Below are 20,046 nucleotides of genomic sequence, written 5' to 3'. Positions count from 1 at the left end.
GGGGATAGGCCTTGGCCGTCCCCAAAGAAACGACGTATAGGCTGCACAGTCAGATACAAGTCACGCTCATCAAGCGCTCCCCTATGACATAAAGACCCGCACACACTTTGCGGAAAATACAACACGAGAAGGCTCCAGCCTCAAAAATTGGGCTGGATGCGAGAGGGATACCCTGATGTTCGCGAACACTTAATGCTAGCTTGAACGGCACTGAGTTGTCAGTGTCGAAGCCGTGTGAGATCGGGCACCGCGCCAGAGCACGTAGGGTTAAGCACGTGAAGAAACCACTTTTTCCACGACGTCCCGATGAGCCCACCCCCGGCGGGTTGTTCGTCGCCCAGATGCTCTGGCTGTTGGCCGGAGTGCTTTTTCTCGGCTTCGGCGGCTTCCTGGCCTATGAGCAGAGCCGGGACTCCGCACTGGATTTCGGCAGCATTGCGCTGATGGTCTTTTTCGCCGCAGCGGGCCTCGCCTGCGGCGTGCTCGGATACCGGCTGTTCACCGGCGACCGGGCAGCGCGCGCCCAGCTGTCCTGGCTGGGACTGATTGCCGCACTGCCGCTGCTGCTGCGGTTCGGACGCTACTCGCTGCTGGCCGCCATCATCATGTTCAGCGTGGTGCTGATGTGGATGCCGGCGAGCAACAGGTACTTCAAGATCGTCGATCCCAAGCCGGCCAAGCGCCGCCGGTAGCCGGACCGGAACCCGGTTCAATGCACGAAGGACCTGGGTTCTGCTGCCCTTGGCGGGCAGCAGAACCCAGGTCCTTTGCGTCATGCGCATTTACAGGTTGGTGAAGGCCTTCTCCAGATCTTCGATCAGATCTGCAGGGTCTTCGATGCCGACCGACAGGCGCAGCAGGTTCACTGGAACTGCCAGCTCGGTGCCCTTCACCGAAGCGTGGGTCATCTCCGACGGATAGTTCATCAGCGACTCGATGCCGCCCAGGGATTCAGCCAGGGTGAACAGCTTGGTGCTCTCGGCAATCTTGCGGGCTGCCGATTCCCCGCCGTTGAACTGCACGGAGACCATGCCGCCGAAGCCGGACATCTGCTTCTTGGCAATCTCGTGGCCCGGGTGGTCTTCGAAGCCCGGGTAGAGCACGCGCTCGACCTCGCTGCGTTCACGCAGCCACTGGGCCACCTGCGCGGCGTTCTCCGAGTGGGTGCGCATGCGCACGCCCAGGGTTTTCAGGCCGCGGGTGGTCAAGAACGCATCCATGGGACCGGAAACGGCGCCCACGGCGAACTGGATGAAGCCGATCTTCTCGGCCAGCTCGGCGTCCTTGACGATCACCGCGCCGCCCACCACGTCGGAGTGGCCACCGATGTACTTGGTGGTCGAGTGGACCACGATGTCGGCCCCCAGGGTCAGCGGTTGCTGCAGGAACGGGCTGGCGAAGGTGTTGTCCACGACCAGCAGTGCGCCGGCGGCGTGGGCAATCTGAGCGACCTTCGCGATGTCGGTGATCTTCATCATCGGGTTGGACGGGGTTTCCACCCACACCAACTTCGCCTTGTTCTTCTCGATGGCAGCGGCCAGGGCCGCCTCGTCCCCCATGTCCACCGGGGTGTTGCCGATGCCCCATGCACCCAGGACGCGGTCAATCAGGCGGAAGGTTCCGCCGTAGGCGTCGTTGCCCAGCACAATGTGGTCGCCCGGGCGCAGGATGGCGCGGATCAGCGAATCCTCGGCGGCCAGGCCCGAGCTGAAGGAGAAAGCGTAGTTGCCGAATTCGGCGCCGGCCAGCTGCGCCTGCAGCGAGTCGCGGGTCGGGTTGGTGCCGCGGCCGTACTCGTAGCCGTTGCGCAGGCCGCCAATGCCGTCCTGCGCGTAGGTGGAGGAGAAGTGCAGCGGCGGAACTACCGCGCCGGTAACCGGTTCGAATTCCTGGCCCGCGTGGACAAAGCGGGTGTTTGCGCCCTGATGGTTTTCAGTCATCGATATCAATCCTTTGTGGTGAAGTCTCTAGCGGGTGGTGTAGGCCAGAAGGTCGGCTGCGGTGGCCGCGGCAATCACTTCGCCGCCCTTGGTCAGCAGCACGGCCGGGTGGCTCTTGAGCAAGTCTTGCGCATGCTCCGGGGTGTCTGCGGTGCCAATGAATGGCATTGCCAGGTCGCCCAGATCTGCCAGCGTGCTGGTTGGTTCTGCACCGGCCAGCAGCGCGTCGGTGATGTCGCTGGCACCGATTACGCCGCGGATCTCGCCGATTCGCGCAGGCAGTGGTGCAGTGGCTACGACCAGCGCGTCATCGCCCTGCTCGCGCAGCGCCTTGGCCGCCTCGGCCAGGGTAGTGTCCAATGGCACTGTCGCGGTGCCTTGCTTGGCCAGCGCCTCGCCGATGAAGTCCAGCGCGGAGTATTCATCGGTGGTGAAACCCTGGTCCAGCATCCACTGGTCGTTGAAGATCTTGGCCAGGTAGCCGCGGCCGCCATCCGGTGCGATCACGACAACCACGTCGTCTTCGCCCAGATCCTTGGCGGCGCGCAACGCGGCGACGACAGCCATGCCCGAGGAACCACCCAGCAGCAGGCCCTCTTCCTTGGCCAGACGGCGGGTCATCTCAAATGCTTCGGCATCGGTGACCGGCTCCACGGCATCCGGCACGGAGGGGTCGTAGTTTCCCGGCCACATGTCTTCGCCGACGCCTTCGACAAAGTAGGGGCGTCCGGTGCCGCCGGAGTAGACCGAGCCATCCGGGTCAGCGGCGATGATCTTCACCGGGCCGGAAGCGCGGTCAGCGGAGATCTGCTTGAGGTAGCGTCCGGTGCCGGTGATGGTGCCGCCGGTTCCTGCGCTGATGACCGCATGGGTCAGCTTGCCGTCGGTGTCATTCCAGATTTCCGGGCCGGTGGTCTCGAAGTGGCTGTCAGGCGCTCCCGGGTTGGAGAACTGGTCGGGCTTGTATGCGCCATCGATTTCGGTGACCAGGCGGTCGGATACGCCGTAGTAGGACTCGGGCGAATCCGGAGCCACCGCGGTTGGGGTAACTACTACCTTGGCACCGTAGGCGCGCAGCACGTCCCGCTTTTCCTCGCCCACCTTATCGGGGGTGACGAAAATGGTGTTGTAGCCCTTGAGCTGGCCTACCATTGCCAGGCCGACGCCGGTGTTGCCGCTGGTCGGTTCCACGATGGTTCCACCAGGCTTGAGCTGGCCGGATTCCTCGGCACGCTCGACCATTTTCAATGCGATGCGGTCCTTGATGGAACCGCCCGGATTCAGGTACTCGAGCTTCACCAGTACGGTGGCTTTGATCCCGTCGGTGACTCGGTTGAGCTTCACCAAAGGGGTATTGCCGATCAGGTCTAGAACTGTGGACGCATACTTCATGTCAAGAACTTTACCGGCGGATGTCATACATGTCGTTCCGAGGCGTAGCGAAACGTCACGCAGTGGACGCACGCTTTTCTCTGGTGATAGCGATGCTGGCCCAGGAATCCCGAGCACGAAGTTATAGGATGCGTTTCATGGAGAAGTCGTTGACCGCCAGCTACGATCCGCAGCGTCCGGTGGCCCTGCCCAAGACCTTGGGCATCTTGCGCCGCGGCCTGGGCGATCCGACGATCCGCCTGTCGCAGACCGAGGCGTGGCTGGCCTTTGCGACGCCGCTCGGGGATGCAACTTTGCATATCCATAAGCCCTCCCCGAGCTCGCCAGCCGCATTGCAGGCCTGGGGTCCTGGCGCCCAGTGGGCCATGGAATCGGCACCGAACTTGCTGGGTGCGAAAGATGACTGGACCGATTTCGACGCGGGAGTCAAAGAAGGCAAGTTCCCGGAGATCATCGCGCGCTCCCGCTTCGATCATCCGGATTTCATTCTGCCCAGCACCGGCAGGATCTTCGAGCACGTGGCCGGGGCGATCCTGGAACAGCGGGTCACCGGGATCGAAGCGAATTACGCGTGGCGCTGGCTGATCCGCCATCTGGGCCACCGGGCCCCGGGCCCGGCGCCCGAGGGCCTGATGATTTTCCCCGGTCCGCAGAAATTGGCAACGATGAAGCGGTGGGACTGGCAAGCAGCGCGTGTTGAGGGGCAGCGGGCCACCACGATGACGCGCGTGGTGCGGGTTGCCAGCAGCTTGCAGTGGTGGGGGGATAAGCCGATAAACCAGCCAAAGCCCAAGGCAATGGCACCGGGAACCCTGGAAGCGGCGATGGCGTCGGTGCCGGGCATCGGACCATGGACCATTGCCGAGACGCTGCAGCGTTCCCATGGATCTGCTGATCACATTTCCGTCGGAGATTTCCATCTGGCAGATTTCGTTGGACAGGTGCTTGCCGGTTCAAGAATCAGCGATGCGCAGATGCTTGACCTACTGGCGCCCTATGCCCCGCATCGGCAACGCGTGGTCCGCTTGCTGCAGCTTTCAGGGCAGAGAAAACAAAGCTTCGGGCCCCGATACGCACCGCTGGATCACCGGCGGCGGTAAGGGAGCCCGAAGTCTATGGGAATTCCTAGGAGTCTGCCTGCGCGGCTTCCTCTGCGATCTGCTTATGCACTTCGCTCATGTCAATGCCCTTGACGGCGGTAACAAGGTCTTCGAGCTGGGTCTGGTTCAGCGCACCAGCCTGCGAGAACACGAGGACATTCTCGCGGAACGCCATGATGGTCGGAATCGAGGTGACGTTCGCAGCGCGGGCCAAGCCTTGTTCCGCTTCGGTATCCACCTTGGCAAACACTACATCGGGGAACTTCTCGGAAGTCTGCTCGTACACCGGCGCAAAATTGCGGCATGGACCGCACCAGGCAGCCCAGAAGTCCACCAGGACGATGTCGTTCTCATCAATCAGCTGCGCGAATTCGTCTTCGCTCACATTTTTCGTTGCCATGGTTATACGGTAGCCGATCCTTATTTGAAATACGTAGAAACGTGATCTTGGTTGAGCACGGGAATAAAACCAACCCGATGGGCGCGCAAGTTCTCCATATGCAAAAAACTCCCGGATCCTGGGATCCGGGAGTTATTTTGTGGCAGATACTGGATTCGAACCAGTGAAGGCGTTGCCAGCTGATTTACAGTCAGCCCCCTTTGGCCACTCGGGTAATCTGCCGAGTATGTTCACTTCAAGAACATTTGCTCTTGTCGGAACGAGAAATAACTCTACAGGAGTTTTCCGGAGTTGTGAAATCGAGAGGGGCATTTTTGCTGTAAGCCTGATCACACCCCGAATTTGAAGGTTAAAACCGGTAGGCTATGAAGCGAATCAGACCCGTTTCAACTAGGAGTATTCACATGGCTAGTGATTCCACATTCGACGTCGTAAGCAAGGTTGATAGCCAGGAAGTCGCCAACGCGATGAACCAGGCCCAGAAGGAAATCGCCCAGCGGTACGACTTCAAGGGCGTTGGCGCTGAAATTGACTTCAGCGGCGAGAAGATCCTGATGAAGGCCAACTCGGAAGAGCGCGTCAACGCTGTACTGGATGTTTTCCAGTCCAAACTGGTCAAGCGCGGCATTTCGCTGAAGTCGTTGGATGCCGGTGACCCTTTCGCTTCGGGCAAGGAATACCGCATCGAAGCGAGCATCAAGGAGGGCATCGCCCAGGATGTCGCCAAAAAGATCAACAAGTTGATCCGCGATGAGGCACCTAAGGGCGTCAAGTCCACGATCCAGGGCGATGAGCTGCGCGTTTCGTCCAAGTCCCGCGATGATCTTCAGGCCACCATGGCTCTGCTGCGCGACTTCGAAGAAGCAGACCTGCAGTTCGTGAACTTCCGGTAGGGCTCATCTCAGCCTGCTAGGCGTACTTCGCAAGAGCCGAGGGCTGTCACCCATCCGTGGTGGATGGGTGACAGCCCTCGGCTCTTGCTGGATTACCGAAAACTCTCGTCCGACTGCTCAACGTGTCCGTTTGCCATCGCCTTTGCGTTTTTGCGCCTTGGCCTCGTCACGGGCCTTCTTCTTGTAGTACCTGTCGCGGGTCCTCTCCCTGGCACCACGCTTGATCTCCTCCACATCGTCGGCAAAATGCTCCTTCGTCATCGCCGTGAATTCATCGATCGTGGCCTGCTCTTCCTCAGGAGTCGGCCCAGGAATCCAACTTTTCATCCAGAGCAGCTCTGCCAAATTGCAGATTGCCACTGCAGCCGTCACCACTGCACTGGCACTTATGGAACGGTGGAGAGCGTAAGAAGCAACAAAACTGATCACTATTGACGCCGTGAACGGCAGGAAAACGTAGGCAAACCCGCCGGGATTGGGCCTGCGATCGCGGAGCACGATGGGCCGCTCAATGACTGCGCCCGCAATCTCGGATAGGACAAACGCAAGAACTAGTGCGACCGCGATCCTGTCAAACGCCATGTCGACATCGATGAACAGCGTAATGATCCACGCGAGCAGGAGGGCAACCGCTCCCTTCACCACACCTGTCGTCAACCGGCCAGCAATCGCATCACCCAGCGAAGGAAAACGGATTTCGCTGTCGGTCATTTTTCTTTCTCCTCGTGGTCTGTTGATGAGAAGCATGCCGCGATCACGGTTCTGGGTTAACGCCTTTGAGGCTTCCCCCCAGGGCTTCAACTTCCCGCAGACGCGAGTCTCCGATCGCCCATGGAGCGCTGCTACAACAGGTCGATCCGCAGGAGCGGTCACCTGCTCCAGCGCATTCGGCTTAGTACCCGCGGCCGCCGGCCATTGCTTCAAGCCGCGCGATGCGATCTTCCATCGGAGGGTGGGTGGAGAACATGCGCTTCAGGCGCGAACCGAAGGGGTTGGCGATCATGAGGTGCGAGCTGTTGACCAGCTTCTGGTCATTCGACGCCAGCGGAGCGTGGGAGATCCCCGATTCCAATTTGCGAAGCGCGCTTGCCAGCGCCAGGGGATCATTGGTCAGCTTGGCACCATCTTCGTCGGCGTCGTATTCGCGGGTGCGGCTCACAGCCATCTGGATGATGGACGCAGCCAATGGTGCCAGCAGCGACAAGGCAATCAAAGCGATCGGGTTCACCCCGCGGTTGTCGTTGCTGTTGCCGCCTCCGAAGAACATCAGGAACTGCGCCACCGAAGTGATCACGCCGGCAATGGCCGCGGCCACCGATGAGGTGAGGATATCCCTGTTGTAGACGTGCATCAGTTCATGGCCCAGCACGCCGCGCAACTCGCGTTCGTTAAGCAGCTGCAAGATGCCTTCGGTGCAGCACACCGCCGAGTTCTGCGGGTTGCGGCCGGTAGCAAAGGCATTCGGCGAAGTGGTTGGGGAAACATACAGGCGCGGCATCGGCTGCTGCGCGTTCATCGAAAGCTCGCGAACGATGCGGTACATTTCCGGTTGTTCCGCTTCGATGACCGGGTAGGCATGCATTGAGCGCAGGGCCAGTTTGTCGCTATTCCAATAGCTGTAGGCGGTACTTGCGAGGCCGATCAAGGCGAAGATCCAAATGAACATCGAACGGCCGGTACCCGCGGAAATCAGCGAGCCGATGGCCAGCAACAGGGCGAACATTCCACCCATCAAAAAGGCGGTTTTGAGTCCGTTGTTATGTCCATGCACGGCGATGCACTCCCTCAATGAAGCAAACCAAGTTGGTGTTCTCTAGTCTAGTCAACGACTGGAATTCCAAATATGTTCCGGTGAGAAGATCACATCGGCACCCCCGGTTGCAGGCACCCGCAGGGCAGGGGAATATACCGGGAGGCTGGACGTTGTAGTTTTAAGATGCGGTGCCACAGCTTATTTCCGGCTAGCCCGTTCCTCCGACCTATTGCGATTCTGAAAGTGTGCGCCCTGCATGTCCTTAAGTACTGCCAAACCGATCCGCTCGGAACATAGTTATGGGCTGATCCAAGGCACCTCCGCATACCTGATTTGGGGCATGCTCCCGGCTTACTTCCTACTGCTGCCTGCCATCTCGGCCCTCGAATTCGTTGGCGTCCGGGTAATCTTCTCGCTGGTTTTCTGCCTGCTTCTGCTGGCATTCACCCGCCAGTTCAAGCAGTTCCTGGCCATGTTTAGGGACGCCAAGGCCATGTGGCAGCTGGGACTGGCCAGTGTGCTGATCGCGGCCAACTGGACGCTCTACGCGCTGGCTGTCTTGACCGGGCATGTGCTGGAAGCATCGTTGGGCTACTTCATCAACCCAATCGTGGCGATCCTCCTGGGCGTCGTGGTCCTGAAGGAAAAATTGCGTCGCCTGCAGTGGATCGCCGTCGGCGTCGCCACTGTTGCCGTGGTTGTCCTGACCGTCGGACTGGGACGGGTTCCGTGGATTTCCCTCGGGCTGGCATTCTCCTTTGGCTTCTATGGTCTGGTGAAGAACAAGGTGGGCCAAAGCGGCACCGCCTTGGGATCTTTGACCATTGAAACCGTCTGGCTGACCCCGTTGGCCTTCGGCTATCTGATCTGGCTGGCTGCTGCCGATCAGTCGGCACTGTTCTCGGCTGACGTTCCGGGGCTCCTGCTCCTGGCCGGAAGCGGCATCATCACCGCTGTTCCACTATTGCTCTTCGGGGGTGCGGCTCGCCGCTTGCCATTGAGCACGCTGGGCTCACTCCAATTCCTCGCCCCGCTCTTGCAGTTCATCCTGGGGCTGCTGGTTTTCGGCGAGCACATGCCATTTGAACGCTGGGTTGGCTTCGCACTGGTCTGGGTTGCAGTCATCTTCGTACTCGTGGACATGATGCGAATTCCTCGCACTGGTTCCATGCCCGAACCGAAGAAGCTGGGCTGAGCACCGGTTGGCATGAGAACTGAGTAAGCGAAAGCCTCGAATCTCCGAAGGGAGATTCGAGGCTTTCGCCGTACTCGGCCTAGATCGCAGCTGCTTAGGCGATAGCCTTGCGGATGGCGTCTTCCAGGACGTTGAACGCATCTTCGAGCAGCTCGTCGCCAATGACCAGCGGCGGCAGCAGGCGCACCACGTTGCCGTAGGTGCCGCAGGTCAGGATCAGCACACCCTGGGCCAGGCATTCGTCGGCGATCGCCTTGGTCAGTGCGGCATCCGGCTCCTTGCCCCCGGCCTTGACGAATTCCATCGCGACCATGCCGCCACGGCCACGGATGTCGCCCAGTTCCTTGATGTCCTTCTGCAGCGCTCCGAAGCGGGTGAAGAACTTCTCTTCGATCTGCCGGGCGCGGCCCGCCAGGTCCTGCTCTTCCATGAACTTGATGGATTCCAGGGCTGCGGCCACTGCTACCGGGTTGCCGCCGTAGGTGCCGCCCAGTCCGCCGCCGTGCACCGAGTCCAGCAGTTCGGCGCGGCCGATGATGCCCGACAGCGGCATGCCACCGGCAATGCCCTTGGCCAGGGTGACGATATCAGGCTCGATGCCCTCGATATCCGACGCGAACCATGCGCCGGAGCGGGCAAAGCCTGCCTGGACTTCGTCGGCAATGAAGACGATGCCGTTTTCCTTGGCCCACTCGGCAATGCGCGGCAGGAAGCCTGTGGCTGGAACAATGAAGCCGCCCTCGCCCTGGATCGGTTCGATGATGATCGCCGCGATCTGGTCGCCACCGATCTGCTTCTCCATGGCCAGGATGGCGCGCTCGGCAGCTTCCTTGCCGGAGATGTTCGGGTTTTCCTCGCGGAACGGGTAGCTCATTGGCATGCGGTAGATCTCCGGTGCCAGCGGTCCGAAGCCGCGCTTGTATGGAGCTGCCTTGGCGGTCAGACCCATAGTGAGGTTAGTACGGCCATGGTAGGCGTGGTCGAAGGCGACCACTGCCTGGCGGCCGGTGGCAATGCGGGCGACCTTGATGGCGTTCTCTACCGCTTCGGCACCGGAGTTGAAGAAGACCGCACGCTTCTCGAAGTTGCCCGGGGTGATGGCAGCGAGCTTCTCGGCCAGCTCGATGTAGTTCTCGTACGGGGCGACCATGAAGCAGGTGTGCGTGAAGCGGGCTGCCTGCTCGGCGACGGCCTTGGCTACCGCTTGATTCGAAGCGCCAACGGTGGTCACCGCGATGCCGGATCCCAGGTCGATCAGCTGGTTGCCGTCGACATCGACAATGATGCCGCCATCCACCTCTGCGGCGTATACCGGCAGGCTGGAAGCCACGCCTGCGGCAACTGCCTTGGCTCGACGGGCGGTCAGTTCCTGCGACTTCGGGCCGGGGAACGGACCGTTGATCTTGCGCTTCTGATCAATGCGGTAGGTAACGTCCATGTGCTTGTCCTTCCAGAACTTGTTGGTGAGCTCGCTTGCCCAGTTTTCTCTATAACTAGAGAGTATTCTCCTGGCCACCAGCGGACTACGCTGAATGGCACAACGCATTCCGTGTCGCCTAGTGCATTTGCACAAGAAAGAGGCCTCTGCGTTCCAAGCCGTAGCTTGAAGCGCAGAGGCCTCCAATCCTGATGCTGCGTGCAGGTTCTAGTTTCCTGCCGAGCCAGCTGGCTCAATCACATCGTCGTCCTGCTTTTCAGGATGACGACTCAGGTTGATCAGCGAGACGGCCAGGCCGCCCCAGATGGTGAGCATGGAGATAATCATGAAGACAATCGCGATGGCACTCATGGCTAGTACTCCTTTCCAGCGGCTTCAGGAACTTCCTCGGCCTCGACATTCGCACGATGCTGGTCGAACTCGGGGTCATCGATCTTCGAGTTCTTGCTCCATGGAATCAGCGAGAGCACGATCGCGCCAACGATCAGCGCACCGGCCATGCCCCAGCCGAAGATGCCGTTGAACCAGACAGGGTAACCGCTGTAGGACTCGGCCATCTTGCTTTGCAATTCGTTGATCAGCATGTAGCCCAAGGCTGCTGGTCCGATGCCGCCAACGAGGACCTTCCAACCGGTTCCCAGCTTGATGGAACTATGGCGGTTCAGGTGCTTAGCCAGCTTCGGCAGCATGCCCAGCCCGGCACCGAAGACGATTACCAGGACCAGGGCGCAGGCCAGGATGCCGAACTGGTTGACGAAGGCATCCATGGTGTCCAGCAGGTACAGGCCAGTGGTGGTCGGGAACAGCACCAGCGAAATCACTGCAACCGGAATGCCCACGACCAGGGTCGCTGGGACGCGCTTCCAGCCCAGCTTGTCCTGGAATGCCGCCACGATCACCTCAAGAATGGAGATCAGCGAGGTCAGGCCTGCGAAGACCAGCGAGCCGAAGAACAGCACACCGATCAGCGAGCCCAGCGGCGCTTCGGACACGATGGTCGGGAAGGCAATGAAAGCCAAACCGATGCCGGAGGTGGCAACCTCGTCCACGGAGCTGCCGGCGTTGTAGGCCATGAAGCCCAGAGCGGCGAAGACGCCGATGCCTGCCAGCAGTTCGAAGCTGGAGTTGGCGAAGGCGACAGCGTAGCCCGAACCGGTCAGATCGCTCTTGCGCTTCATGTACGACGAGTAGGTCACCATGATGCCGAAGGCAACGGACAGCGAGAAGAAGATGTGCCCGAAGGCTGCAGCCCACACCGCCGGGTTGGACAGTGCCGCGAAGTCCGGGGTGAAGAATGCATTCAGGCCGTCGATGGCGCCTGGCAGGAAGACCGACTGGACGACCAGGATCAGGAACATCACGATGAGCAGCGGCATGAAGACCGCGTTGGCTCGGGAAATGCCCTTGTTCACGCCGGCGACCATGATCACGATGGTGACCAGCCAGACGAAGAACATCGGGATGAAGATGTTGCCCACGAAGTCGAACCCGACATTGACGTTGTCCGAGACCTTGAGGAAGTCGTTCATGAAGAAGCCGGAGGCGCCGTCTGCGTTCGTTTCCCATGCCTTGGTGATGGAGAACCAGCAGTACATGGCGGCCCAGGCAATGATGGCCGCGTAGTAGATGGCGATGATGAAGCAGATCAGTACCTGCCACCAACCCAGGACCTCAGCCTTGCGGTTAGCCCGGCGGTACGCCAGCGGGGCGGAGCCGCGGTAGCGGTGGCCGATCGAGTAGTCGAGGAACAGCAGCGGGATGCCGGCGCAGAGAATTGCGACCAGGTACGGGATCAAGAATGCGCCGCCGCCGTTTTCGTAGGCGACATAGGGGAAACGCCAGATGTTTCCCAGACCAACGGCCGAACCAATCGCTGAGAGGATGAACAACTTTCGGGAGCTGAAAGTCTCACGCTTCTCTGTTGCGAGTGGAGCGCCCTGCGATGAAGATGGAGTGCTCATGTGTCTAAGCTACTGCAAAACTTTCACATTGTGGTCATTTCTAGAGCTTGCGTGTCCACATTTTGAGCATTTTGCTAAATCGGGAACTTTTCGCTCTCCCACTAGAATGACTATATGGCAATTAGTTTACGCGGTCTTCTGGAACATGACGAGCTCGATCTTCGGCCGCTAACTGAACACAGTCACCGCGATGGCATGGTCATCACCTGGGGTGCGGTGACCGAACTACTCGACCCTTCGCAGTTCTTGACCGGACGAGAAATTGTCTTGACCACGGGCGTTCGCCAGAAGACCAAAGCCGCGCAACGGCAGTTCGTCCATGTCCTTGCGGCCAATGATGCCGTAGCTTTGGGTTTTGGCACAGGACTGGAGCACGATTCGGTACCGCAGGCGACCGTTGACGCCGCCCGCGAAGTAGGACTTCCCGTCTTCGAGGTTCCCTATCAGATACCTTTTGCTGCGATCACCCGGCTGATTGCCGAAGCACTGAACTCCGATCATCTCAAGCGCGTTGAAAGCCTGCTGAAGTCCCACCAGAAGCTGGCCCAGACACTGCTCTCCTCGGATCTTGACAGCATGCTCGAGGAACTCGAACGCATGCTCGGCACCCAAGTGGCACTGACCCTGCACGGAGAAGTGATCAGCGGCGACTATGATCCGGCGCGTTCCTGGCATGAACGCCCGGTGGCCACCGGGCTGCGCGACAAGTGCACCTTGCATATTGCCGAGCCCTACGTCCACCAGCAAGTAGTCGACTACGCGCAGTCGCTGATCGGCCTGGAACTGGCGAACAAGTCCCGGCTGCGCGCTTCGCAGCGCCACGCCAACGGCCAAGTGCTCGAAGACCTCGCCGGCGGCGCCCTGGTCGGCGCCGATGCGGCTGGACGCCTGGGCGCTCTGGGCTTGAACACCCAGCGCGAGCATTCGGTCATCCTGGTCCAGGCTCCAAGCCAGATCGAGCGCTTGCAAACCCTGCCGCTGCCTTCCGATCTCTCCTCGCAGGTTTCGGCGATCATCGATGGCCGATTGGCAATCATCGTTGCGCATAGCAAGGTGCAGCTGTCGGTCAAGCACCTCGATGAGTATCTGCTCGCGGCCGGCATTCCGGCGCGCGTGGGCTACGGCGGACGCTACCCGAATACCACCGGCATCCGCTGGAGCTACTTCGAGGCCCTGGAGTCATTGCGCCACGGCGAACGGGTCAACGAGCCTACCAAGCTGTCACTCACCTCGCTCCTGCTCGCCGCCCACGATGTTCCCCTGCAGGATTTGGCCATCGAAGTGCTGGGGCCGCTGCAGGAGTTCGATGCCTCCCACGATTCCGACCTGTTGCTGACGTTGAGCGAGTATCTCAACCGCGATGGCTCGGTGGGCGCGGTGGCAGAGTCCATGGGCCTGCACCGCAACACGGTGCGCTACCGGATCCAGCAGATTTCAGACCTTTCCGGCTACGACCCGAATGTGACTAGCGACCGAGTCCAGCTCTGGATCGCGTTGAGCGCCCTTGAGCTGGGCTAATCTCGATAGGATAAAGACATGGCAGACATGTTTCTAGAGAAGTTCTGTTCCCTGGTTCCCAAGTACTTGGAAGACCAGTGGAACGAGACCGATGGCCTGAGCGCCGAAGAATTGCGCGAAGGGCTGGCGCAGTCCGAGGTGCCGATTCCCTTCGTCCTTGAAGAGTTCTATCGTGCGCTGGGCAACAATGAAGATTTCATGGAGGCCTACCACTACTTCTTCGATCCGGAAGAACTGGAAATCGAAGACGGCTACCTCTTGTTCCTGGAAGACGAGGAAGAGAAGTTCGTCTGGGGCTTCAAGGCGTCCCAGCTCGATGTTCCCGATCCAATCGTCTACCGCCGCAACAATGCCAAGGGCAAATGGACCAGCGAGGAAGGCACCTTCAGCGAATTCACCCTGGACATGTTCGCCTGGGTCTTCGAAGAGCTGGCCGCCGAATTGGAGGACTAGTGCTCCACCGTTCCCATGAACCAGCCAATTACGCGTGCCCTTTCTGCGAGCTGGTCAACGACCTGCCCTTCAGTCAGGACAACTTGTGCGCGCCCACAGATCTGATCTATCAGACCGAACTTGTGGCAGCGATCATGGCTTGTGATGGGTTCGGGAACTACGGCGGTCATGTGATGATCATTCCTACCGCGCATCTGGAGGCGCTCTATGACCTCGATGAGGCCACTGGTGCCGCCATCATGCGCGAGACCAAGCGCGTCGCCTTGGCGATGAAGCTGGCCTGGGATCCGGAAGGCACGAGTACCCGGCAGCATAATGAGCCGGCGGGCAATCAGCACGTGTGGCATTATCACCAGCATGTTTTCCCGCGCTACGCCGATGACGAGCTTTATCGGCAGCTGCGCCACCGGGTTTCAATCCAGGAGCGGGCGAGCAAAGCGGAACAGCTGCGCCTGGCGCTCTTCTCCCCCAAACATCCGCAGCCGCTGACCCGCGAGGATATCATCAGATAGGCAGGAGCATGCATGTGGGCAGAAGCAGGCCCCGAGCACAAGGAAACCCCGGAAGGCTTTCGCAGTCTTCCGGGGTTTGCTTGTTCAATCCCGTCTAGGCTTCGCGGGTAACCACCGCATCGGCGAAGGAGATCAGCGCCTGCTTCACGGTGCCTTCTGGCAGCGGAGCCAGGACGGCAATCGCATCATCGGCCCACTTGCGCGCGGCCTTCCAGGCCTCGTGGATTGCCGGATGGGCGGTCACTGCTTCTACAGCGGCCGCCAGGGCTTCATCGCTGGTCAGGTCCGCATCGACCAGTTCGACAGCCTGCTGTGCTTGGGTGTCGCCGTCCGCAGCCGCCTGGCGAAGCAGCAGAATCGGCAGGGTCGGCACGCCTTCGCGCAAATCAGTGCCCGGAGTCTTGCCCGAATCGGCTTCCTTGGACGCCAGGTCAATCACGTCATCGGCGACCTGGAAGGCAATGCCAACCTTCTCGCCGTACTCGCGCAGCACCTCGATGTAGTCAGGCGCACCGCCGAAACGCGCGCCGAAAGCGCCGGAGGTCGAAAGCAGCGATGCGGTCTTGTCGCTGATCACCTGGATGTGGTGCTCGATGGCATCATCGCCCTCGCGGGGGCCGATGGATTCATGCAGCTGTCCCAGGCACAGGCGTTCGAAGGTGCGTGATTGCCACATGACTGCTTCTGGACCCAGTTCGGAGCCGAACACCGAGGCACGGGCGAAGATCAGGTCGCCGGCGAGAATGGCAACGGAGTTTCCCCACACTTCATGTGCGGTCGGTGCACCGCGGCGCATCGGAGCGGAGTCCATGACGTCATCGTGGTACAGGGTGGCCAGGTGGGTGAGTTCCACGACAGCCGCCGCCTTGATGACCTCATCGTTGACGCCCTCGCCGAGCAGGGAGGTCAGCAGCACCAGCAGCGGGCGTACGCGCTTGCCCCCGGCCTCGACAAGGTGGCGGCTGGATGCGTCGATCAAGGGGTCGGAGTTGGCCAGCGCATCGCGCAGCAGCTTCTCCACCTTTGCCATGCCCATGGAAATAGCCGGACCGAAGTCCGGATCCTCGGCCAGCAAAGCGAAGCCCGAGGGAAGATTGATGGCCGCAGCTAATGCAGCGGTTTCAGGATTCAGCTCAATCGAGTCGGACACGTCATGTCCGGCTGCGGTCCAGTTGCTCTTCGAATCAGTCACTGTTCTACGGCTTACTTATCTTTCATCGGGTTGGCCATCGCGGTGTGCGAAGGCAATCTTGCCTGCAAGATGCACGCAAACATCTCTTCACTCTAGCCGATGCTTTCGACTGCACATTGCTGGCATGGCCGGAGCCGGGCCTACCGGTCTGGTACCAGCGACCTGAGAGGTCGATTTAGAGTTTACCGGGTTCCCCCTGCACTTCTCACCCGACCCGGCCGATCTCACAGGGGTGACCACGGACACCCGCAAGCCTTTTTCCCCGGCATTGCGCGGTAGGCTTAGCCTTATCATGTCTGCAGATTCGCCCGTTCTTAGCGCCAGCGCTCATCAGCCGTCGGCTCCTGTTCTCACCAGCATCACCTTCGAATACCTCGATGCCCCCGAAACACTGCTGGCCGACTCATTGCGTCACCGAAGCCTGGTATGGACCCGCAATGGCCACGGCTTGGTCGGCTTCGGCACTGCCGCCCGCCTGCACACGCACGGTGAAGAGCGCTTTGCGCGTGCACGCGCATGGTTCGCACAGGTCATCGAGCAGTCTCGGATCATCGACCCGATCTCCCGCCCGGGCAGCGGCCTGGTGTCTTTTGGCTCTTTCGCATTTTCCTTCACCAGCGTTTTCGAATCGCGCATGGTCATCCCCCAGCTGGTTATCGGCCGCGATGAGGAGAAGTCATGGATCACCGTTACCGGCAGCGCCGAGGAACTTAACGGACTGACCTACCAGCAGGCCCTGGCACGCGCCGAATCAGCGATGGCAGATGCATCCTTGCCGGCAGCCGAAACGGGCAGCATCGAGCTGACCAGCGGACAACTGACCGCCGGTTCCTACCTTGAAGCCGTGGACCATGCGCTGGGACATTTCGAGGAACGCGGAATCTCCAAACTGGTGCTGGCCCGTGACGTGTTGGCGCATAGTTCCACCCCGATCAACTTGGCCCGCATCGTCGATGCGCTAACCGAGCAGTATGGCAATTGCTGGACCTATTCTGTTGACGGCTTGGTAGGCGCCACCCCGGAGATGCTGGTGCGCGTGACCGGCGGCTTGGCCGAGGCCCGCGTCTTGGCCGGAACCCTGGACCGCGCTGCCGCTGGTGCCGAGGATCCCGACTTCGCGCACCGCAACCTCTTTGAGGATCCGAAGCAGCGCAATGAGCACCAGCTGGCCATCGATTCGCTCACCGCGTCCTTGAATCCCATTTCGCACGGCATGAATGCCCCGGAGGAACCATTCATTCTCCAGCTTCCCAATGTGTGGCATTTGGCCAGCGACGTCCGTGCCCAGTTGCGCGCAGATGCCGCCGGCACCCTGCCTACCGCACTGGATGTTGCCGAGATCTTCCATCCGACCGCAGCCGTATGCGGCACCCCGACCAAGAAGGCCGGCGTGCTCTTGCGCGAACTGGAAGGAATGGACCGCGGCCCGTATGCAGGTCCGGTCGGCTGGGTTGACAGCCGTGGAGATGGCGAATTCGGCATCGCCTTGCGCGGCGGAATCCTGGAAGACGAAAAGCTGATGCGCCTGTACGCCGGCTGCGGCATTGTCCCCGGCTCGGTGGCGGAAGATGAATTAGCCGAGTCGTGGGCCAAGATGCGTCCCATGCGCCAAGCCTTGGGCGCCGAGTAGGCCCAGTCCGCACAAGGGAAGGCGGCCGGGTAGCACCCGGTTGAGCATAAACAATCCTTACTCTCGGCGCGTCATGTGTGAGGTGAATCTCAGCCTAGTGCTGGCGTGGTTATGATTATGGCTACGCAATGATCCACTCGCATTACCCGAAAGTAGGTTCTGATCCTATGCGTAGTCTCAAGAAGAAGTTCGCCTCCGCAGTTGCTGTCACCTCCGTTGCACTGCTGGCGCTCACCGCCTGCGGTTCCGGCTCCGGTTCTGAAGGTGAAGCCGAAGCTGGTTCATTCCCGCTGAACGAAGGCAAGCTCACCATTTGCTCAGATATTCCTTACGAGCCATTCGAGTTCGTCAAGGATGGCAAGAACGTCGGATTCGACATGGACATCGCAGCTGAGATTGCCAAGGATGCAGAACTGGATCTGAACGTCATCGACGCCAGCTTCGACTCCATCGAATCCGGCCTGTTCAACACCCAGTGCGATATAGCGATCTCCTCCATCTCGATCACCGAAGAGCGTTCGGCCAAGATGGATTTCTCCACCCCGTACATGGATGACGACCTGGTGCTGATTTCGGCAGACGGTTCAGGCATCAAGGATCTTGAATCCGCCAAGGACAAGAAGGTCGGCGTCCAGCAGGCGACCACCGGTGAGAAGTACGCCAAGGAACAGGGCCTGACCAACATCGTAGGCTTCGAGGATGCCGGCTTGCAGACCCAGGCACTGCTGGCTGGCCAGGTCGACGCGCTGCTGGGCAACCAGTCGGTACTCGGCTACTCCATCAAGGACAAAGAAGGCTTCAGCGTTGTTGCCGACTTCAAGACCGGCGAGCAGCTGGGCGTTGCAGTTCCAAAGGACCAGCCAAAGACCTTGGAATTGGTCAACGGCACCCTCAAGCGCTTGACCGATGCAGGAACCATGGAAGAACTGACCGTGAAGTGGTTCGGCGAGAAGTAATTCTCGAGCATCATCTGATTTCAAGGCAAGCGGGGGCATCGGGCTGCGCCCACAGGTTGGCAGCCCTGCCTCCGCTTCCTGCATGAGAGGTAATCAAGCATGGCAATGACCACCCGTCAGCGCGCCCGCATGAGCAAGACCATCCAGATCGCCATCTTCATCATCGCGATCATCGCATTGGTCTTGGCAGTCGACTGGGACAAGGCAGTCTACGCCTTCTTCTCCTTCGACAAGCTGGGGCCAATGTTCCCAGGCATGATCCTGGTGGGCCTGAAGAACACCATCTTCTACACCATCATTTCCTTCGCCTTCGGCTTGGTCCTTGGCCTGCTTCTGGCACTGATGAAAATGGCGTCATTTGCGCCCTACCGCTGGTTCGCCACCGCATTCATTGAATTCTTCCGCGGCGTCCCGGCAATCCTGGTGCTCTTGGCCTTCGGCTTCGGCTTGCCGCAGGCCTTTGGAACACAGTGGCCGCAGCCGGTCAACGTCATGTGCGCCCTGGGCTTGGTCTCGGCAGCATACATTGCAGAAACCCTGCGTGCAGGCTTGCAGGCAGTGCCCAAGGGGCAGACCGAAGCCGCTCGTTCACTGGGCATGCCAGCATGGCGCGCCATGGTCACCATCGTGATCCCGCAGGCCTTCAAGATCGTCTTGCCGCCGATGACCAACGAAATCATCCTGCTGACCAAGGACACCTCCTTGGCCTTCATCCTCGGTGCTTCGATGGCCCAGTACGAAATGACCAAGTTCGGCCGCGACGGCATCTCGCAAATCGATGCCGGCATCACCCCGCTGGTTGTCGCCGGCCTGTTCTACTTGGTGATCACCATCCCGCTGAGCTTGGTGGCCCGCAAGTTCGAATCCCGCGCCGCAAAGACCAAGCGATAGAGAGGACCTGGAAATGTCGAGCGACACCAATAAGCTTTCAGTCCATGCTTCGGGCGTGGAAATCACCGGACTGCGCAAGGCCTACGGCAGCAACGAAGTGCTCAAGGGCATTGACCTGAATGTTGCTCCGGGCGAGGTGGTCTGCCTGATCGGTCCTTCCGGCTCGGGAAAGTCCACCCTGCTGCGCTGCGTGAACCTGCTGGAGCAGCCAAATGGCGGCACCATCATGGTCGGCGGCTTCAACGCCACCGATCCCGATGTGAACCTGGACAAGATGCGCCAGCAAGTGGGCATGGTCTTCCAGCAGTTCAACCTGTTCCCGCACCTGACGGTGCTGGAAAACTGCACCGTTTCGCCTATCAAGGTGCTCAAGCGCAAGAAGGCCGAGGCGGAGAAAATCGCCTTGGGCCACCTGGAACGCGTAGGGCTGGGCGACTTCGGCGACCGCTACCCCGATCAGCTTTCCGGCGGCCAGCAGCAGCGCGTAGCCATCGCACGCGCGCTGTCCATGGAACCGACCCTGATGCTTTTCGATGAGCCAACCAGTGCGTTGGACCCGGAAACCGTAGGCGAGGTGCTGTCCATCATGAAGAACCTGGCCCAGGCGGGCATGACCATGCTCGTGGTCACCCACGAGATGGCATTCGCCAAGGAAGTTGCAGACCGGGTGTTCTTCATGGACGGCGGGGTCGTGGTGGAAGAAGGCAAGGCAGCGGATGTCATCGGCAATCCGCAGCAGCCGCGTACGCAGGACTTCCTGCGCCGCGTGCTCGATCCGACGCACGTCGACATCTAAGCACCACAGCGCATCAGCAATCCCCT

The 20,046-nt window shown here is 60.3% G+C and carries 20 protein-coding genes and 1 tRNA gene; 11 read left to right on the top strand and 10 right to left on the bottom strand.

Features of this window, described 5'->3' with window-relative positions; genetic code table 11:
- Positions 1-275 precede the first annotated feature (275 nt).
- Complete coding sequence (locus tag BKX98_RS00835; RefSeq protein WP_143180985.1) at positions 276-692, top strand: hypothetical protein; 417 nt, start codon at positions 276-278, stop codon at positions 690-692.
- A gap of 90 nt (positions 693-782) precedes the next feature.
- Here the strand turns inward: BKX98_RS00835 and BKX98_RS00830 are convergent, their stop codons facing one another.
- Together BKX98_RS00830 and BKX98_RS00825 are read right to left on the bottom strand one after the other, a co-directional pair.
- A complete protein-coding gene (locus BKX98_RS00830; RefSeq protein WP_073705875.1) occupies positions 783-1,940 on the bottom strand; it encodes a cystathionine gamma-synthase in 1,158 nt (385 codons plus the stop codon).
- A 27-nt stretch (positions 1,941-1,967) separates the two neighbouring features.
- On the bottom strand, positions 1,968-3,332 hold the full coding sequence (locus BKX98_RS00825; protein ID WP_038992244.1) for a pyridoxal-phosphate dependent enzyme: 1,365 nt from the start codon (positions 3,330-3,332) through the stop codon (positions 1,968-1,970).
- A gap of 137 nt (positions 3,333-3,469) precedes the next feature.
- Here BKX98_RS00825 and BKX98_RS00820 point away from each other — a divergent pair, with 137 nt between their 5' ends.
- A complete protein-coding gene (locus BKX98_RS00820) occupies positions 3,470-4,432 on the top strand; it encodes a DNA-3-methyladenine glycosylase (RefSeq protein ID WP_143180984.1) in 963 nt (320 codons plus the stop codon).
- Between the two features lie 25 nt (positions 4,433-4,457).
- On the opposite strand, the gene trxA is transcribed toward BKX98_RS00820, so the two are convergent.
- Both trxA and BKX98_RS00810 read right to left on the bottom strand, forming a co-directional pair.
- The gene (gene trxA, locus BKX98_RS00815) at positions 4,458-4,832 is read right to left on the bottom strand and encodes a thioredoxin (protein ID WP_038992246.1); all 375 of its coding nucleotides are present in this window, start codon (positions 4,830-4,832) and stop codon (positions 4,458-4,460) included.
- A gap of 140 nt (positions 4,833-4,972) precedes the next feature.
- Positions 4,973-5,054 (bottom strand) — tRNA-Tyr (locus BKX98_RS00810).
- A 182-nt stretch (positions 5,055-5,236) separates the two neighbouring features.
- Here BKX98_RS00810 and BKX98_RS00805 point away from each other — a divergent pair.
- Positions 5,237-5,725, top strand: a complete 489-nt coding sequence (locus tag BKX98_RS00805; RefSeq protein ID WP_038992247.1) for a YajQ family cyclic di-GMP-binding protein — start codon at positions 5,237-5,239, stop codon at positions 5,723-5,725.
- Between the two features lie 117 nt (positions 5,726-5,842).
- Here the strand turns inward: BKX98_RS00805 and BKX98_RS00800 are convergent, their stop codons facing one another.
- Both BKX98_RS00800 and htpX read right to left on the bottom strand, forming a co-directional pair.
- Complete coding sequence (locus BKX98_RS00800; RefSeq protein ID WP_038992248.1) at positions 5,843-6,436, bottom strand: hypothetical protein; 594 nt, start codon at positions 6,434-6,436, stop codon at positions 5,843-5,845.
- A gap of 181 nt (positions 6,437-6,617) precedes the next feature.
- Positions 6,618-7,496, bottom strand: a complete 879-nt coding sequence (htpX, locus tag BKX98_RS00795; protein WP_073705873.1) for a zinc metalloprotease HtpX — start codon at positions 7,494-7,496, stop codon at positions 6,618-6,620.
- Between the two features lie 238 nt (positions 7,497-7,734).
- Here htpX and rarD point away from each other — a divergent pair, with 238 nt between their 5' ends.
- Positions 7,735-8,673 (top strand): EamA family transporter RarD, encoded by a 939-nt coding sequence (gene rarD, locus BKX98_RS00790; protein WP_038992251.1) that lies wholly within the window; start codon positions 7,735-7,737, stop codon positions 8,671-8,673.
- Between the two features lie 94 nt (positions 8,674-8,767).
- Here the strand turns inward: rarD and gabT are convergent, their stop codons facing one another.
- The 3 genes from gabT to BKX98_RS00775 all read right to left on the bottom strand — a co-directional run bounded on the left by gabT (position 8,768) and on the right by BKX98_RS00775 (position 12,072).
- Positions 8,768-10,111: a 4-aminobutyrate--2-oxoglutarate transaminase gene (gene gabT, locus BKX98_RS00785; protein ID WP_038992253.1), complete on the bottom strand. Its 1,344-nt coding sequence runs from the start codon at positions 10,109-10,111 to the stop codon at positions 8,768-8,770.
- A gap of 207 nt (positions 10,112-10,318) precedes the next feature.
- Positions 10,319-10,462, bottom strand: a complete 144-nt coding sequence (locus tag BKX98_RS00780; RefSeq protein WP_073705872.1) for a methionine/alanine import family NSS transporter small subunit — start codon at positions 10,460-10,462, stop codon at positions 10,319-10,321.
- A gap of 2 nt (positions 10,463-10,464) precedes the next feature.
- Complete coding sequence (locus tag BKX98_RS00775; RefSeq protein WP_073705871.1) at positions 10,465-12,072, bottom strand: sodium-dependent transporter; 1,608 nt, start codon at positions 12,070-12,072, stop codon at positions 10,465-10,467.
- A 114-nt stretch (positions 12,073-12,186) separates the two neighbouring features.
- Between BKX98_RS00775 and BKX98_RS00770 the strand changes: the two genes are divergently transcribed.
- From BKX98_RS00770 to BKX98_RS00760, 3 genes are read left to right on the top strand one after another with little or no spacing between them, the layout of a single operon-like run.
- Positions 12,187-13,590 carry a PucR family transcriptional regulator gene (locus BKX98_RS00770; protein ID WP_066140841.1) on the top strand — a complete coding sequence of 468 codons (1,404 nt, stop codon included), beginning with the start codon at positions 12,187-12,189 and terminating at the stop codon, positions 13,588-13,590.
- Positions 13,591-13,608: 18 nt separating this feature from the next.
- Entirely contained in the window at positions 13,609-14,043 is a 435-nt protein-coding gene (locus BKX98_RS00765; RefSeq protein WP_073705870.1) for a hypothetical protein, read from the top strand.
- Complete coding sequence (locus BKX98_RS00760) at positions 14,043-14,555, top strand: HIT family protein (protein ID WP_073705869.1); 513 nt, start codon at positions 14,043-14,045, stop codon at positions 14,553-14,555. The genes BKX98_RS00765 and BKX98_RS00760 overlap by 1 nt, the downstream gene beginning before the upstream one ends.
- 94 nt (positions 14,556-14,649) lie before the next feature.
- Here BKX98_RS00760 and BKX98_RS00755 read toward each other — a convergent pair whose 3' ends face one another.
- The gene (locus BKX98_RS00755; protein WP_066140850.1) at positions 14,650-15,747 is read right to left on the bottom strand and encodes a polyprenyl synthetase family protein; all 1,098 of its coding nucleotides are present in this window, start codon (positions 15,745-15,747) and stop codon (positions 14,650-14,652) included.
- A gap of 292 nt (positions 15,748-16,039) precedes the next feature.
- On the opposite strand from BKX98_RS00755, the gene BKX98_RS00750 reads away from it, so the two are divergent.
- From BKX98_RS00750 to BKX98_RS00735, 4 genes are all read left to right on the top strand, one after another.
- Positions 16,040-17,377 (top strand): isochorismate synthase MenF, encoded by a 1,338-nt coding sequence (locus tag BKX98_RS00750; RefSeq protein WP_073705868.1) that lies wholly within the window; start codon positions 16,040-16,042, stop codon positions 17,375-17,377.
- Positions 17,378-17,544: 167 nt separating this feature from the next.
- Positions 17,545-18,333, top strand: coding sequence for an ABC transporter substrate-binding protein (locus BKX98_RS00745; protein ID WP_038992261.1), 789 nt, complete (start codon positions 17,545-17,547; stop codon positions 18,331-18,333).
- A gap of 99 nt (positions 18,334-18,432) precedes the next feature.
- The gene (locus tag BKX98_RS00740; RefSeq protein WP_073705867.1) at positions 18,433-19,224 is read left to right on the top strand and encodes an amino acid ABC transporter permease; all 792 of its coding nucleotides are present in this window, start codon (positions 18,433-18,435) and stop codon (positions 19,222-19,224) included.
- Between the two features lie 13 nt (positions 19,225-19,237).
- Positions 19,238-20,020 (top strand): amino acid ABC transporter ATP-binding protein, encoded by a 783-nt coding sequence (locus BKX98_RS00735; RefSeq protein WP_066140860.1) that lies wholly within the window; start codon positions 19,238-19,240, stop codon positions 20,018-20,020.
- The last annotated feature ends 26 nt before the right edge of the window (positions 20,021-20,046 follow it).

Source organism: Glutamicibacter sp. 0426 (assembly GCF_001906485.1).
Classification (GTDB): Bacteria; Actinomycetota; Actinomycetes; order Actinomycetales; family Micrococcaceae; genus Glutamicibacter; species Glutamicibacter nicotianae.
Note: the sequence above shows the minus strand (reverse complement) of the source record. Positions and strands in the feature narration are given on the sequence as shown.